Here is a 14,256-nt window from a genome sequence, read left to right as displayed (position 1 = left end):
TCCCTCGTCCCTCAGCACCGGTCAGCCCTCGTCACCGGAGCCGGTCTCATCGCCGGTCTCCTGCGACGACGCCGAAGTCCCCGGCTCCTTGCGATCCTCTGATCGCGAGGGGCGCAGGAAGGGGTCGTAGTCCTCGGCAGCGGCCGGGGCTCCGGAGGCAGAGCCGGCCGAGACGGTGGAGGTCCGCTCAGCAGTGTCGCTGCCGGGCTGCGGCAGGCGCACCCCGAAGCGGGGCTGCTCGTCGGGGCGCGACCCGAAGGCGGTCGGCCCGGGAGCCTCCTCCCGTGCCCGACGCCGCTCCTGGGAGCGCCGCAGCGTGCCTGCCCCCCGTGCGAGGTTGCCCGGAACATCGGCCAGGGCCTGGCTGGCCTCATGAACCTCCCGGGCGGCAATGATCGAGTAGCGCGAGGCCACGACCTGGCTGATGGAGGTAAAGTCACGGCGCCCCCGGGTCAGGGCATAGCTGAAGAGCTGGAAGACGATCCCCCACAGCACCCCCAGCAGGACGCAGGCCCAGAAGTTGAGCCTGGGACCGCTGCTGGCGGCCACCGACATGATGATGCCGAAGAACATCCCGATCCACAGGCCGTTCATGGCCCCCGACATCACCGCCCTCCCCCAGCTCATGCGTCCGGTGATGCGCTCGACCTGACGCAGGTCGGTGCCGATGATCGCCAGGTGCTGCACCGGGAAGCCCTGGTCCGACAGGGCGTCGACCGCCCTCTGCGCCTCGGGGTAGGTCGCGAAGGAGGCCACCTCCTCCCCCTGGGGCATGACACCACCGCTGGACGAGGTCAGGGAGGACAACGGGCTCGGATTGGCGCTCATGGGGCTATCGTCGCACGCGCGGGCACGCGGTACGGACCCGTCGGCAGGCAATCACGCCTCAGGCGCATAGGCTTGGCTTGTGGAGAACACCAGGACGCGCACGACCAGCAGGGTTTTTGTGGCCCGCCTCATCGGCACCTCCGTCTTCGACCCCTTGGGCGACGCGGTGGGCAAGGTCCATGACGTCGTCGTCCTGCTGCAGATGCGCGGAGAGCCCAGGGCCGTCGGCTTCGTCATCGATGTCTCCAGCCGGCGCCGCGTCTTCCTGCCCCTGTCGAGGATCACCGCGATCGAGCCCGGAGCCGTCATCACCACGGGCCTGATGAACATCCGCCGCTTTACCCAGCGCCACGTGGAGACCCTGGTCGTCGGCGAGCTGCTGGACCGGGTGGTCACCATGCGCGACGGCTCGGGGAACGTCACGGTGCGGGACGTGGCCATTGAGCGCGACCGCGGCATGGACTGGAAGGTGACCCGCCTGTTCGTCCAGCGGGCCTCCTCGGGTCCCCTGGGCCTGCGCCGCGGGGAAACCTTCACGGTGCGCCCCGACGAGGTCAGCGGCCTGGCCGCCAGCGCCGACCAGCAGGGCGCCACCGCGCTGCTGGCCACCCTGGAGGACCTCAAGCCCGCCGACCTGGCAGACGTCATGCGCGACCTTCCCCAGGACAGCCAGATGCGCGTGGCCGCCGAGCTGACCGACGAGCGCCTGGCCGACGTCCTGGAGGAGCTCGGCAACGAGGACGCCGTCGCCCTCCTGTCCCGCCTGGAGGCCGGTCGCGCCGCCCACGTCCTGGACGCCATGCAGCCCGACGACGCCGCCGACCTGGTCGCCGACCTCCCCCAGCTCAAGGCCACCGAGCTGCTGGGCCTCATGGAGCCCGAGGAGGCCGAGGACGTGCGCCGCCTCATGGCCTACGACGAGTACACCGCCGGTGGCCTGATGACCACCGAGCCGATCATCCTGCCCCCCGAGTCGACGGTGGCGACCTTCCTGGCCCAGTCCCGCAAGGCCGAGGTCCCTCCCGCCCTGGCCGCCGTCGGCTTCGTGTGCCGCCCGCCCCTGGAGTCCCCCACCGGCAAGTTCGTGGGCATGATCCACTTCCAGCGGGCCCTGCGCGAGCGCCCCCAGCGCATGGTCGGCTCTATCGTGGACACCGACGTCGACTCCGTGCGCCCCGAGGACTCCATCGGTACCGTCACCCGCCTGCTAGCCACCTATAACCTGACGGCCCTGCCGGTCCTTGACGACGCCGGTCGACTGCTGGGCGCCGTCAGTGTCGACGACGTCCTGGACCACCTCATGCCCGACGACTGGCGCGTGGCCGACGAGGCCGTCACCGACGAGACGATCGAGAGGGGCGCCAATGCCTGACCAGCTCGACCAGCCCTTGCCCGACAGTCGCCTGCGGTGGCTGCGCAGGACGCATCCGGCCCACGCCTCGCGCTCCGACGGCTTCGGCCGCTTCGCTGAGGCCACCGCCCGTTTCATGGGCTCACCCCAGTTCGTGCTCTACATGTCGATCTTCGTCATCGTGTGGATCGCGGCGAACCTCGTGCTGGCCAAGATGCAGAAGGCTTGGGACCCCTACCCCTTCATCCTGCTCAACCTGGCCTTCTCCACCCAGGCCTCCTACTCGGCCCCCCTCATCATGCTGGCCCAGAACCGGCAGGACGACCGCGACCGCGTCACCGCCGAGCAGGACCGCCAGCGCGCCCAGCGCAACCTGGAGGACACCGAGTTCCTCACCCGGGAGATCGCCGCCCTGCGCCTGGCCATGAACGACGTCGCCACCCGCGACTTCGTGCGCAGCGAACTTCGCGACATGCTCAGCGAGATCCTCGCCGAGGAGCGCCTCACCCGTGAGGAGATCGCCGAGTTCCAGGACAGCGGCGACGACGAGCCCGACACCGCACCTGGGCAGCGCACCGCTCAGTGAGGGGCGTGCCGCCCTCACGTGGGACTCGCCACCTGTCGTGGCGCTCGGCGGCACCCCTAGGATGGGCCCATGACGCAACCGACTCATGACGCCGTCATGGAGGCGCTGGCCAGGGTCATCGACCCCGAGCTGCACCGCCCCATCACCGACCTGGGAATGGTCTCCTCCGTTGACATCGCCGAGGACGGCGCGGTCAGTGTCGAGGTGCTCCTGACCGTGGCCGGGTGCCCCCTGAAGGACACGATCACCGCCGACACCCGGCGCGAGGTCAGCGCCGTCGAGGGGGTCACCGAGGTCCAGGTGAGCCTGGGCGTCATGAACGATGAGCAGAAGGCCGAGCTGCGGCGCCGTCTGCGCGGAGGGGCCGCCGAGCCGGTGGTTCCCTTCACCCAGCCGGGCAACCTCACCCGGGTCTACGCCGTCACCTCCGGCAAGGGCGGGGTCGGCAAGTCCTCAGTGACCGCGAACCTCGCCGCCGCCATGGCCGCCCAGGGCCTGAGCGTGGGCGTGGTCGACGCCGACATCTACGGCTTCTCCATCCCCCGCATGCTAGGAGTGGACCGGGTGCCCACCCAGCTCGACGGCATGATCGTGCCGCCGGTGGCCCACGGGGTGAAGGTCATCTCCATCGGCATGTTCGTGGAGGACAAGCAGCCGGTCGTCTGGCGCGGCCCCATGCTGCACCGCGCCGTCCAGCAGTTCCTTTCCGACGTGTTCTGGGGCGACCTGGACGTCCTACTGCTGGACCTGCCGCCCGGCACCGGCGACGTAACGATCTCCGTGGCCCAGCTTCTCCCCAACGCCGAGATCCTCGTGGTCACCACCCCGCAGACGGCCGCCGCCGAGGTCGCCGAGCGCACCGGCCTCATCGCCACCCAGACGCACCAGAAGGTGGTGGGCGTCATCGAGAACATGTCCTACATGCCCCAGCCCGACGGCTCACGCCTGGAGATCTTCGGCTCCGGCGGGGGCGAGATCGTCAGCGCCTCCCTGAGCGAGACCCTCGGCTACGAGGTGCCTCTGCTGGCCCAGCTGCCGCTGGACATCCGCCTGCGCGAGGGATCCGACACCGGACTGCCGGCCACCGTGGCCGAGGACGGCAAGCCGGCCGCCGACGCCCCCGCGGCCCTGGAGCTGTCCGCAGTGGCCCAGCGCCTGACTCACCGCTCCCGTGGTCTGGCCGGCAAGAGCCTGGGGGTCACCCCGGCCTGAAGCCGGCCCCACCGGCTCTCTCACCGAGACCGGCACTCGTCGCGTCGCCCGACGGCTCTTCCTCCCGACTCGATGGGGGGCGGAGCTCGGAAGGGTCAGAAGTCGACGGCGACGCGCGCAGCCTCAGCGCGGGTGCGGGCCGCGGCGTTGGCGGCGCGCACGATGTCACGCGGGGACAGAGGACGCACGCCGGTACGGGAGTCATCACCCGCCGCGGTGGCGTCCCCTGCATCCTCACCAGAGGCAGCGGCCTGCGGCTCAACCAGGCTTGTCGGGACCTCCACCGGCTCCGGCTGCTCAGTGTCCTCCGCGTCTTCCGCGTCCTCGGTGACGTCGGCCTCCTCGGGCTGCTCGACCTCTGTCTTCTCCAGCTCGCCCTCGTCAGACCCGTCAGCCGACTCGACCTCGGCCTCGATGTCATCCGCCTGCTGGAGCACTCCCCGCGGCGGAGCGGCAGCTGCCTGCTCAGCGCTCTGCGGGCTCTCAGCGTTCTCGACACCCTCAGTGCTCTCGGAGTTCTCGGAGCCCTCGGTGCTCCCGCTGCTCTCAGCCTTCTCGGCATCCTTCTCGGCCAGCCGCTCGTCGCGCTTGGCCTCGATCTGCTTGCTCAGCGACGTGGCCCGATCCTTCTTGACCACGTCGTTGACAGCCTGTGCGGCGTCGTCGGACATCTCCTTGGCGGCTGAGCCGACGGAGCGGAAGGGGTGGGCGAGATCCTCGCGGATGGCGTCGATGTCCTCCCCCAGGGCGTCGCGCACGATCTTGCGCGGGTCGTACTGGCGCGGATCGAGGCTGGACAGGTCCAGGTCGGCCATCTCGGGGCCGACCTCCTCAGCGATCTGGCTGCGCGCGTTGTCCAGGAACACCCGGAGCTGACGCACCATCTGCGTGAGCTTGCGGGTGTACTCGGGCAAGCGCTGCGGCCCCACCACGATCACCGCCACCAGGATGATGACGAGGAACTCAGATCCGTTGATGCCGAACACGCCGCTCAGTATAGGGAGTCCCACCGGTCCGAATCCGCCTCGGTTCGCCTACCGGCGGACTCACCCGGGCGAGCGCCCTTCCGCCTATCGGGCCGAACACCTGGAACAATGTGGCTTGAGGGGTGCGCCTGGCACCCCGCAGCAGAAGAAAGGCTCACAGTGAGTGCGGACAAGACGCTGAGCTGGTCCTACACGGAGGACTTCACCGCGGAGGACGAGGCCACCGCCCAGGCCCGCATACGCGGGCTCGAGCTCGGCATCACCCCGGTGTCCTCGGGGACCGGAGCCGCGCTGCGGATGCTGGCCGCCTCAGTGGGAGCCAAGTCCGTGGCCGAGGTCGGCACCGGCACCGGCGTCTCGGGCCTGTGGCTGCTGGGCGGCATGGGCACTGACGGGGTCCTCACCACGATCGATGTCGAGCCCGAGCTCCAGCGCGAGGCGCGTCGCGCCTTCGACGGGGCCGGCTATCCCTCCTCGCGCACCCGCATCATCCAGGGGCGGGCCTCGGACGTCATGCCCCGGATGGCGGCCCGCTCCTACGACATGGTGGTGCTCGACGTCGCCCCGGAGGAGGCGATTCTCCTGGCCTCCAACGCCCTGCGGATGCTGCGCCCCGGTGGGGTCCTAGCCGTCACCCGGGCCCTGTGGAACGACCACGTGGCCGACCCGGCCCGCCGCGACGTCACCACCGTGGCAGCCCGTGAGCTCGGCAAGGCGCTGCGGGCCTCCCGGGCGCTGCTGACCACACTGCTGCCCGTCGGAGACGGCCTGCTCGTCTCCGTGCGCCAGACCTGACCGCCAACTGGGCGGAACGAGGAAGAGGGCCGGACCCGCAGTGGGTCCGGCCCTCTCTCGCGAGGCTGGATGGCTCGGCCACCGGCTCCTCGACGCCGAGGCTCCAGTGGTACCGGCTGCCCCCGGGCGCCAGGATCGGTCAGATCTTGGCGTTGGCCAGGGCCTCTCCGAGTGCCTTGACCTCATCGGCCGTGATCTCGAGGACGAGTCGACCACCACCCTCAAGCGGAACCCGCATGATGATGGCGCGGCCTTCCTTGACGACTTCGAGGGGGCCGTCTCCGGTCCGGGGCTTCATGGCAGCCATGTGCTCACCTTTCGTCAGTGTTGCGCGGGCACATCGCCGCGCGACCTGTCATATTCTACGACATTCAAGGTGCAACGTTCGAGGACGGGCCCGCCATGACGCGATTCACGCCCCCGCCCGGCTGTTGCGCAGCCGGCGAGCCGCGCTGACCACGTAGTCCACGGCCGCCTCGGCGTCATCGACGACGTGCAGCAGGTTGGGATCGGTCGCCGAGATCATGCCGCGCCCGATCATCGTGGTGCGCAGCCAATCCAGCAGCCCGCCCCAGTAGCCGCTGTCCACCAGGACGATGGGGAAGGAGGAGATCTTCTGAGTCTGGACCAGGGTGAGCGCCTCGAAGAGCTCGTCGAGGGTCCCCATCCCGCCGGGCATGACGACGAATCCGTCGGAGTACTTGACGAACATGGTCTTGCGGGCGAAGAAGTAGCGGAAGTTGACCCCGAGGTCGACGTACTCGTTCATACCCTGCTCGTGGGGCAGCTCGATACCCAGCCCCACTGAGGTGCCACCGGCCTCGTGGCAGCCGCGGTTGGCGGCCTCCATCATGCCCGGACCGCCTCCGGTGATGACGGCGTAGCCGGCGCGCGCCAGCCCCGCCCCCACCTCCATGGCCACTCGATAGGTGGTGTCCTCGGGCTTGGTGCGGGCTGAGCCGAAGACGCTGATGGCCGGCCCCAGCTCCGCCAGGGCCCCGAAGCCCTCGACGAACTCCGCCTGGATGCGCATGACCCGCCACGGGTCGGCGTGGAGCCAGTCGGCGTCGGCGTCACTGCTCAGCAGTCGCGCGTCGGTGGTCTGGGTAGGGATCTGGGTGCCGCGCAGCACCACTGGTCCCTTGCGGTAGGACTGGCGTGTACTCATGCGGCCATGATCCCCTAATCCCGCCGAGACGGCGACGTATTCAGTGCGCAGAAGAAGAGGACACATGAGGGACAAAAGTCCCAGAAATTCATCCCCGCCACCCACACCTTTCTCACCAGCACCTCATCTCTCAGAACTCTCAAAACAAACCCGAATTATACCGCCAATTTAATTCAAGACATCTTATCTTCAAGGGCTCTCCGTCGCCCTGGTGACTGAATTCTCCTTGTGTTTGGAAACACCAGTGAGGAGCGTCATTGTGAGCGTTTCCAGAAGTTATCGCGCGGTACCGTCGCAGATATGACCCGAGGCCCTGAAGATGTGTACGACGACGTTGCCGTGGACGCGTGGATCCAGGACGATCCGGACCCCGTCACCCGCGCCGAGCTCACTGAGCTGCTGAGCGCCGCCCGTTCTCATGGCGAGCAGGCCCAGGCGGCTCGCAGGGCACTCAGCGACGCCTTCAGCGGCACCCTCGCCTTCGGCACGGCCGGCCTGCGAGGTCGTCTGGGCGGGGGCCCCAACCGGATGAACCGGGTCGTCGTCATCCGCGCCGCGGCGGGGTTGTCCGCTTACCTCAAGGACCGTCTCGGTGAGGACTTCAGCGTCGTCATCGGCTACGACGCCCGCCACAACTCCGAGCAGTTCGCCCTCGATACGGCCGCGGTCGTTACCGGCGCGGGCGGTCGGGCCATTCTCTTCGAGTCGCACTGCCCGACCCCGGTACTCGCCTTCGCGCTGCGGCGCCTGGAGGCCGACGCCGGCGTCATGGTGACGGCCTCGCACAACCCTCCGCAGGACAACGGCTACAAGGTCTACCTGGGCGGGCGGGCCGTGACCGACTCAGGTCAGGGAGCCCAGATCGTTCCCCCCTATGACAGCCAGATCGCTGCGGCGATCGACGCCGTCGGCCCGGTCAGCTCCGTACCCCGCCCGCAGTCGGGCTGGGAGACGGTCGACCCGGAGATCCGGGAGGAGTACATCGAGCGGGCCGCTCAGGCGGCTCGGATGACGGCCCCCGCCCCGGTGAAGATCGTGCTGACGGCGATGCACGGCGTGGGTGGGGCCACGTGCCGGGAGGTGCTCGCGCGAGCCGGGTTCACCGACGTCGTCGAGGTGGCTGAGCAGTTCGAGCCGGATCCAGACTTCCCGACGGTCGCCTTCCCCAACCCGGAGGAGCCCGGGGCGCTCGACCTGGCGCTGGACAAGGCCCGGCAGGTCGAGGCGGACCTGGTGATCGCCAACGATCCCGATGCGGATCGTTGCTCCGCCGCCATCCCGGACGAGGATGCTCCCGGCGGCTGGCGTCAGCTGACGGGCGATGAGGTCGGCGCGCTCCTGGGTGAGCAGGCCGCCGAGCTGGCTGCCTTCGCGGGCAACGGGGTCCTGGCCTGCTCCGTGGTCTCCTCCCGCCTGCTGCGCCGGATCGCCCAGTCCCACGGCTTGGGCTTCCGCCGCACGCTGACGGGCTTCAAGTGGATCAGCCGGGAGCCGGGCCTGGTCTTCGGCTACGAGGAGGCCCTGGGCTACTGCGTCGATCCCGCCGCGGTGCGGGACAAGGACGGCATCTCCGCCTCGGTGCGGCTGGCGGTGCTGACCTCCGTGCTCAAGCAGCAGGGCCGGACCCTGCAGGATCTGCTCAACCGGCTCGCGCGTGACCACGGTCTGCACGCCACGAGCCCGTTGAGCATGCGGGTCGAGGACCTCGAGATCATCACCAGCACCATGGAGCGTCTGCGTTCGGGCGGGGCGCCGGCCAAGCTCGCCGGTTCCCCGGTCACCACGACCGTGGATCTGCTCGACGGCGTCTCGGACGGCAACGGCGGTACCCTTCCCCCCACGAACGGCCTGGTGTGGGTGACGGCCTCGGATGACCGAGTGGTCGTGCGCCCCTCGGGAACCGAGCCCAAGCTCAAGTGCTACTGCGAAGTGATTCTGCCGACGAATGACACTCCGGTGGCGCAGGTGCGCGAGGCGGCCGCTGAACGCCTGGAGGCCATCAAGGCCGACCTGCGCGGCATTCTGGGGATCGCCGCCTGAAGCCGGGCTAAACCACCGCAGACCTCGCTTCAACGTCGCCGGGAGCGCCCACGCAGGATCGGCGCGGGCTCAGCCCCGGTGTGGCAGCGGCACCCGCGCTCGGGCTCCGCTCATCGCGGCCGAGTGGAGCAGGGCTGAGACCAGGTAGACCACTCCACAGGCCACGGCGATGACTCCGCCGGCGGACAGGCTCAGCTGCACTGCGATCAACAGCCCGGCCAGGGACGTCGCCGCACCGAGAATCGGGGCGCCGATCAGCAGGTGCCGCATGGTGCGTGTCCACGGCGCCAGCGCGGCCGCGGGCGCGGCGATGAGGGCGATGGGCAGAATCGTGCCGACGGCGGGAACGAGCATCACGATGGTCAGGGTGATCATGACCATGACGGTCCCCTCGGCCCAGGCGGGTTTCAGACCGCTGGCGCGGTATCCCAGCGGGTCGAAGCTGTAGAAGGTGAGGAACCGCCCGGCCACCGCGAGCACGAGGACCGTCAGCGCCAGGACGGCGCCGACGGCAATGACGTCGACGCGGTTGACGTTGAGCACGGAACCGGCCAGGAAGGAGTCCACCTTGATCGGCAGCGGGGCGAACCACTTGTTGAGGAAGTAGCCCAGGGCGAATCCGAAGGTGAGGACAACGCCGGCGGCAGACTGGGAGGAGATCCCGGGGACCTGGGACAGTCGTCGCATGAGCCAGATCATCGGCAGGCACATGAGGGCGGCTCCCACCAGCACCAGCGCGGACAGGAGGGTGAAGTCGGCGCGCTGGCCGAGGATCGCCCGCGCGAACCAGGCGGCTGCGACCACGCCGACGATCGCTCCGGGGAAGGTCGCGTGGGTGAGTGACTCGGTGAAGAAGATCCGGCGATGGACCAGCGCGAGCGCCCCCACGAGCCCGGCCAGGAGCCCCATGAGAAGGACCTCGATGATGGGCAGCAGGAGGATGTCGAACCCGATTCTCATACCCGGCTCCTCTTGGCCGTCGGGGTCACGCCTCTCGCCGAGTCCTCCGGTCCCCCGATGGGATCGGCACTGGCCGGCGCACCTACCGTCGTCGAGGTCGACGCAGCTGCCGCGGACTGCACCGAGCCGGCCCGCCGAGCCGGCCCGCGCAGCCTTTCGCGCGCGGTTGAGACGCCGACGGCGATCAGGAGGATCCCGGTCATCACCAGGGCCACGGTGGCCTGCGGTGAGATCGGCTTGTCGGAGGTCCTGGGCAGGGCCATGAGCAGCATGCCCAGGTATCCCCCGCCCACACCCACGGCGATGGCGACCAGGACCATGGTGCGTACCCGGGAGGCAAGAACGCGCGCCGTCGCACCGGGGATGACGAGGTAGCCGATGACCAGGAGGATCCCCACCGCCGTCGAGGCGGAAACGACCGCGGCAGCGATGGCGGTGTTGAGGATCAGGTCGAGTGCGAGCAGCCTCAGCCCGGAGGCGCGGGCGCCGGTGCGGTCGAAGGCGTAGGCGACCTGCTCCTTCCAGGTCGCCGCAATGAGCAGCAGTGCGACGGCGCACACGATGAGCGCCTGGGCGAGGCGCGCATCAGTGACCTCCAGGAGGCGGCCGAACATGAGGGCCTCGAGCTGGCCGGACATGTCGCCCTTGGCCAGGGACAGGATGAGCCCAACGGAGAAGAAGCTGGTGAGGACGACGGCGGTGCCGGCCTCGGAGGCCTCCCCCCGATGCGAACGGTGCGAGACGATGGTCAGCACCACGGCCGCGGCGACGGCGACAACGGAGGCCGCCGGGATGATTGCGTCGATCCCCCAGTAGACGGCGCCGGCGACGATCCCGGGGAAGACGGCGTGGACCATGGCCTCGGCGCTGAACTCGGCGCTGCGCAGGTTGACGATGACACCGATGACGCCTGCGACGACGCCCAGAAGCACCACCATCACCAGGGGGCGGAAGAGGAAGGGGTACGTCGCCAGATCGGTGAGCCCGGGGATGTTGAGGGCCGCCAGGCGCAGCTGCTCGAGGGCCTGGCTGAAGAGCCTCATCGCCTCACTCATGACGGCTCCTGCGTGCCCGCGCCGGAACGGAGCCCCAGCAGCCGGGTGGTGCCGTGGCCGCCGTAGGCCTCGTCGATGTAGCGGGCCACGAGCACGTCGTCGCGCGGTCCGAAGGCGATCTGCCGTCCGGCCAGGAGGGCCGCCTGCTCGCAGGTCTCCTGGGCCAGAACGAGGTCGTGGGTGGAGATGACCAGGGAGATGCCCTGGTCCTTGAGGTCAGTGATGATGGACAGCAGGGCGTCCCGGTTGGGCTGGTCCAGGCCGTTGAAGGGCTCATCGAGGAGGATGAGGCGGGGCCGGGCGGCCACGCAGCGCGCCACGAGGACGCGCTGCTGCTGGCCGCCGGACAGGGTGCCGAAGCGCCTGTCGGCGCGGTCGGCCAGACCCACGCTGTCAAGGGCCTCCAGCGCCCGACGACGGGCCTCGGCGCCGGGGCGCCGCAGGATGCCGAGCTGGGAGTACATGCCCATCTGGACCACCTCCCGCACGGTGACGGGGAAGGTGGGGTCGAGGTCGCTGAGCTGAGGAACGTATCCGACGGACCCCCGTGGCGCTCTGCCCGGTGCCGCCCCGTTGACACGCACCCGGCCCCTGCTGACGGTCACCATGCCGAGCAGTGCCCGCATGAGTGTCGTCTTGCCCGAGCCGTTGGGACCCACGAGGGCGAGGGCCTGCCCGGCCGGGACCCGACCGGTGACACCGGTGAGCACGGTGGAGGAGCCGTAGGAGAAGGAGGCGTCCTCCAGGGTGACGACCGGTTCGGCAGCAGCGGTCAGGGTGGTCGGGGAGGTCATCGCGGGAGTGCGATCACGGGGGTCTGTCATACGGTTCCTCACTTGACGTCGGAGGCCTTGGGGCTCCACTGGGCGAGGTCGGCAGGAATCTCGGTGACCGTGCCGCCCCAGGCCTTGGTGAGGTTGGAGACGTTGTGGAGGATGGAGCCGATGTAGGTCTCGCCGTCGGATCCGGGGGTCCCCAGGGAGTCGCCGTAGAGGGCCTCATCACCGATGACCGCCTTGACTCCGGCGACCTCGGCGACCTTCTGGATGGACTTGGGGTTGTTGGAGTTCTCAGCGAAGATGGCCACGGCTCCGGAGGACTTGACCTTGTCCGCGGTCTGCTGGATCTTGTCTGCGGTGGCGTCCTGCTGGGCGTTGAAGTCGGACAGGGCGGCCCCCTCGAACTTCACGTCGAACTCCTTGCTGAAGTAGCCGAATGCGTCGTGGCTGGTGAACAGGACCCGCTTTTCCTGGGGAACCGAGTTGAGCGAGCTGGCGGCCCACTCGTCGAGCTTCTTGAGCTTGGCGACGTAGGCGTCCACGTGGCTGCGGAAGACGCCGGCCTGGTCGGGGGCGGCCTTCTCCAGGGCGGCACCGATGTTGGTGACCTGGACGATCGCGTTCTTCGGTGAGGTCCACACGTGCGGGTCGAAGCGGAACTCGGGCTCGCTCTCGCCCTCCTCCGGCGGGAAGGGCCACTTGGCGACCTCGACCTTGGCGCTGCCCCGGTCGACCTTGTAGGGCTTGGCCTCCTCCTTCTTCTTCTGGGCGGCCAGGTCATCGACGTCGGCGGCCCCGGCGACCCCGGAGGTCACCACCATGGTGCCCTTGAAGCCGCTGGAGTCGACGGCGGAGTCCAGGAAGTGCTCCAGGTCGACGCCGGAGACGAAGAAGAGATCCGCCTCGGACAGGGCCTTGGACTGGGCCGTGGTCATGTCGTGCTCATGCGCTGAGGCGTTGGGGGCCAGCAGGCAGGTGAGCGTGAGGTGGGACTTGGCCTTGGCTGCGTCGGCTCCGAAGTGCTGGGTCTTGCCGTCCGCGCCGGTGCGGTCGAAGGAGAGATCACTGGAGGCGTCGCCGCTGGCGAGCTGGGTGATGTAGTCGCAGATCTGCGTCGTGGAGGCGACCGCCTTGACCGTTCCCGCGGCGTCGGCCGAGGTCGAGCTGTGACCACAGGCAGCCAGGGCAGGAGCGGACAGGGCGAGGCAGGCAAGCGCCGCAGCGCTGCGGCGACTCATACTGGGGATGGTTCTCATAGAGCCGAGTATAGTTTCGGAGACCCGAAACTTGGCAAGTTGAGGCGATCCTTCCTGCTGCATACCGAAGGGGACGACGACGGGCCCGGCTGCTATGCCGGGCCCGTCCGTGAGGTGCGGTGACGTGCTGGCGCCTTCAGTCGTTCAGCCCCTCCAGGACGGCGGCGCTGGCGGACAGGCCCAGGCGGCTGGCGCCGGCCTCGACCATGGCCAGGGCGTCGGCGGCGGTGCGGATGCCACCGGAGGCCTTGACGCCGAGGCGCTCTCCCACCGTGGCGCGCATGAGGGCGACGGCGTGGGTGGAGGCGCCGCCGGCGGGGTGGAAGCCGGTGGAGGTCTTGACGAAGTCGGCCCCGGCGGCCTCGGCGGCGCGGCAGGTGGAGACGATCTCCTCATCGGTGAGGGCGGCGGACTCGATGATGACCTTGAGGACGGCGCCCCGGCAGGCCTCGCGCACGCCGCGGATATCGGCCTCGACGGCGTCGATGTGACCTTCCTTGACGAGGCGGAGGTTGACGACCATGTCGATCTCCTCGGCGCCTTTGGCCAGGGCGTCGGCGGCCTCGGCGGCCTTGACGGAGGTGGCGTGGGCGCCGGAGGGGAAGCCGCAGACGGTGGCCACGTGCAGTGCGTCAGGCACCTCCAGCGGCAGGAGGCTCGGGGAGACGCACACGCTGTAGGTACCCAGGTCCGCGGCCTCGGCGATGAGCGCGTCGACCTGGGCGACAGTGGCCTCGGGCTTGAGGAGGGTGTGGTCGATGAGGCGGGCGATCCGGTCGCGCGTGGTCATGGGGATCCTTTCACGAGAGTTCATCCATCATGGACCGACCCGCCTCATGCGGCAAAGCACCACGCGATGCACCTTCAGTGCTGGAATCACAGATGAGACAGGACGTTCACGATGTTTCCGTCCGCATCCCGGAAGAAGAAACGACGCACTCCCCACTCCTCCACAGCGAGGTCATGCACGATCTCCCAGCCGTTCTCCCGAGCGATCCGGTAGGCATCATCCAGATCATCCACCTCGATGGAGACCGCCGGGTTGACCCGAGCAGTGGGATCCGAGGCGATCAAACTGATTTGGATGGAACGATCCCCTGGCGGGGACAGGGTGGCGATCCAGCCATGATTCATGACCACCTCCATCCCGGTGAGGCGACGATACGCTTCAATGGCAGCATCAAGATCGCGCACAGTGATGAGTGGCATGGCTCTCCGTGTCGACATGGATATCACTCCC

At 69.2% G+C, this 14,256-nt stretch carries 15 protein-coding genes; 5 read left to right on the top strand and 10 right to left on the bottom strand.

Going from position 1 to position 14,256, the window contains the following annotated elements:
* Positions 1-21: 21 nt before the first annotated feature.
* The gene (locus tag HMPREF9058_RS02615; RefSeq protein ID WP_009747515.1) at positions 22-828 is read right to left on the bottom strand and encodes a general stress protein; all 807 of its coding nucleotides are present in this window, start codon (positions 826-828) and stop codon (positions 22-24) included.
* Between the two features lie 79 nt (positions 829-907).
* Between HMPREF9058_RS02615 and HMPREF9058_RS02610 the strand changes: the two genes are divergently transcribed.
* The 3 genes from HMPREF9058_RS02610 to HMPREF9058_RS02600 all read left to right on the top strand — a co-directional run bounded on the left by HMPREF9058_RS02610 (position 908) and on the right by HMPREF9058_RS02600 (position 3,977).
* Positions 908-2,200 carry a CBS domain-containing protein gene (locus tag HMPREF9058_RS02610; RefSeq protein ID WP_009406206.1) on the top strand — a complete coding sequence of 431 codons (1,293 nt, stop codon included), beginning with the start codon at positions 908-910 and terminating at the stop codon, positions 2,198-2,200.
* Positions 2,193-2,765 carry a DUF1003 domain-containing protein gene (locus HMPREF9058_RS02605; RefSeq protein ID WP_009405905.1) on the top strand — a complete coding sequence of 191 codons (573 nt, stop codon included), beginning with the start codon at positions 2,193-2,195 and terminating at the stop codon, positions 2,763-2,765. Before HMPREF9058_RS02610 ends, HMPREF9058_RS02605 begins: the two co-directional genes overlap by 8 nt.
* Positions 2,766-2,834: 69 nt before the next feature.
* Complete coding sequence (locus HMPREF9058_RS02600) at positions 2,835-3,977, top strand: Mrp/NBP35 family ATP-binding protein (RefSeq protein WP_009406015.1); 1,143 nt, start codon at positions 2,835-2,837, stop codon at positions 3,975-3,977.
* 95 nt (positions 3,978-4,072) lie between these two features.
* Here HMPREF9058_RS02600 and HMPREF9058_RS02595 read toward each other — a convergent pair whose 3' ends face one another.
* On the bottom strand, positions 4,073-4,963 hold the full coding sequence (locus HMPREF9058_RS02595) for a twin-arginine translocase TatA/TatE family subunit (protein ID WP_009405626.1): 891 nt from the start codon (positions 4,961-4,963) through the stop codon (positions 4,073-4,075).
* A 159-nt stretch (positions 4,964-5,122) separates the two neighbouring features.
* Between HMPREF9058_RS02595 and HMPREF9058_RS02590 the strand changes: the two genes are divergently transcribed.
* Complete coding sequence (locus HMPREF9058_RS02590; protein ID WP_009406302.1) at positions 5,123-5,758, top strand: O-methyltransferase; 636 nt, start codon at positions 5,123-5,125, stop codon at positions 5,756-5,758.
* A 139-nt stretch (positions 5,759-5,897) separates the two neighbouring features.
* Here the strand turns inward: HMPREF9058_RS02590 and HMPREF9058_RS12940 are convergent, their stop codons facing one another.
* Both HMPREF9058_RS12940 and HMPREF9058_RS02585 read right to left on the bottom strand, forming a co-directional pair.
* Complete coding sequence (locus HMPREF9058_RS12940) at positions 5,898-6,065, bottom strand: DUF3117 domain-containing protein (protein WP_009396029.1); 168 nt, start codon at positions 6,063-6,065, stop codon at positions 5,898-5,900.
* Between the two features lie 105 nt (positions 6,066-6,170).
* Entirely contained in the window at positions 6,171-6,926 is a 756-nt protein-coding gene (locus HMPREF9058_RS02585; protein ID WP_043537589.1) for a TIGR00730 family Rossman fold protein, read from the bottom strand.
* A gap of 300 nt (positions 6,927-7,226) precedes the next feature.
* Between HMPREF9058_RS02585 and HMPREF9058_RS02580 the strand changes: the two genes are divergently transcribed.
* Positions 7,227-8,966 (top strand): phospho-sugar mutase, encoded by a 1,740-nt coding sequence (locus HMPREF9058_RS02580; protein WP_043537588.1) that lies wholly within the window; start codon positions 7,227-7,229, stop codon positions 8,964-8,966.
* Between the two features lie 69 nt (positions 8,967-9,035).
* Here the strand turns inward: HMPREF9058_RS02580 and HMPREF9058_RS02575 are convergent, their stop codons facing one another.
* The 6 genes from HMPREF9058_RS02575 to HMPREF9058_RS02550 form a co-directional block, all read right to left on the bottom strand.
* A complete protein-coding gene (locus HMPREF9058_RS02575; RefSeq protein WP_009747370.1) occupies positions 9,036-9,926 on the bottom strand; it encodes a metal ABC transporter permease in 891 nt (296 codons plus the stop codon).
* On the bottom strand, positions 9,923-10,981 hold the full coding sequence (locus tag HMPREF9058_RS02570; protein ID WP_009406079.1) for a metal ABC transporter permease: 1,059 nt from the start codon (positions 10,979-10,981) through the stop codon (positions 9,923-9,925). Before HMPREF9058_RS02570 ends, HMPREF9058_RS02575 begins: the two co-directional genes overlap by 4 nt.
* The gene (locus tag HMPREF9058_RS02565) at positions 10,978-11,775 is read right to left on the bottom strand and encodes a metal ABC transporter ATP-binding protein (protein ID WP_139018965.1); all 798 of its coding nucleotides are present in this window, start codon (positions 11,773-11,775) and stop codon (positions 10,978-10,980) included. Before HMPREF9058_RS02565 ends, HMPREF9058_RS02570 begins: the two co-directional genes overlap by 4 nt.
* A 38-nt stretch (positions 11,776-11,813) precedes the next feature.
* Complete coding sequence (locus HMPREF9058_RS02560) at positions 11,814-12,998, bottom strand: metal ABC transporter substrate-binding protein (protein WP_009747391.1); 1,185 nt, start codon at positions 12,996-12,998, stop codon at positions 11,814-11,816.
* 154 nt (positions 12,999-13,152) lie between these two features.
* The gene (gene deoC / locus HMPREF9058_RS02555; protein WP_009406194.1) at positions 13,153-13,806 is read right to left on the bottom strand and encodes a deoxyribose-phosphate aldolase; all 654 of its coding nucleotides are present in this window, start codon (positions 13,804-13,806) and stop codon (positions 13,153-13,155) included.
* Between the two features lie 86 nt (positions 13,807-13,892).
* Positions 13,893-14,210, bottom strand: coding sequence for a VOC family protein (locus tag HMPREF9058_RS02550; RefSeq protein WP_254654038.1), 318 nt, complete (start codon positions 14,208-14,210; stop codon positions 13,893-13,895).
* Positions 14,211-14,256: the final 46 nt, after the last annotated feature.

The sequence above is a fragment of the Actinomyces sp. oral taxon 175 str. F0384 genome (assembly GCF_000223355.1).
Classification (GTDB): domain Bacteria; phylum Actinomycetota; class Actinomycetes; order Actinomycetales; family Actinomycetaceae; genus Actinomyces; species Actinomyces oris.
This window is presented reverse-complemented; position numbering and strand designations above follow the sequence as displayed.

Coding starts and splice junctions, on each gene's coding strand:
- HMPREF9058_RS02615 (WP_009747515.1), bottom strand. CDS start 828: ATGAGCGCCAATCCGAGCCCGTTGTCCTCCCTGACCTCGTCCAGCGGT.
- HMPREF9058_RS12940 (WP_009396029.1), bottom strand. CDS start 6,065: ATGGCTGCCATGAAGCCCCGGACCGGAGACGGCCCCCTCGAAGTCGTC.
- HMPREF9058_RS02570 (WP_009406079.1), bottom strand. CDS start 10,981: ATGAGTGAGGCGATGAGGCTCTTCAGCCAGGCCCTCGAGCAGCTGCGC.
- HMPREF9058_RS02575 (WP_009747370.1), bottom strand. CDS start 9,926: ATGAGAATCGGGTTCGACATCCTCCTGCTGCCCATCATCGAGGTCCTT.
- HMPREF9058_RS02580 (WP_043537588.1), top strand. CDS start 7,227: ATGACCCGAGGCCCTGAAGATGTGTACGACGACGTTGCCGTGGACGCG.
- HMPREF9058_RS02600 (WP_009406015.1), top strand. CDS start 2,835: ATGACGCAACCGACTCATGACGCCGTCATGGAGGCGCTGGCCAGGGTC.
- HMPREF9058_RS02565 (WP_139018965.1), bottom strand. CDS start 11,775: ATGACCTCCCCGACCACCCTGACCGCTGCTGCCGAACCGGTCGTCACC.
- HMPREF9058_RS02560 (WP_009747391.1), bottom strand. CDS start 12,998: ATGAGTCGCCGCAGCGCTGCGGCGCTTGCCTGCCTCGCCCTGTCCGCT.
- HMPREF9058_RS02605 (WP_009405905.1), top strand. CDS start 2,193: ATGCCTGACCAGCTCGACCAGCCCTTGCCCGACAGTCGCCTGCGGTGG.
- deoC (WP_009406194.1), bottom strand. CDS start 13,806: ATGACCACGCGCGACCGGATCGCCCGCCTCATCGACCACACCCTCCTC.
- HMPREF9058_RS02585 (WP_043537589.1), bottom strand. CDS start 6,926: ATGAGTACACGCCAGTCCTACCGCAAGGGACCAGTGGTGCTGCGCGGC.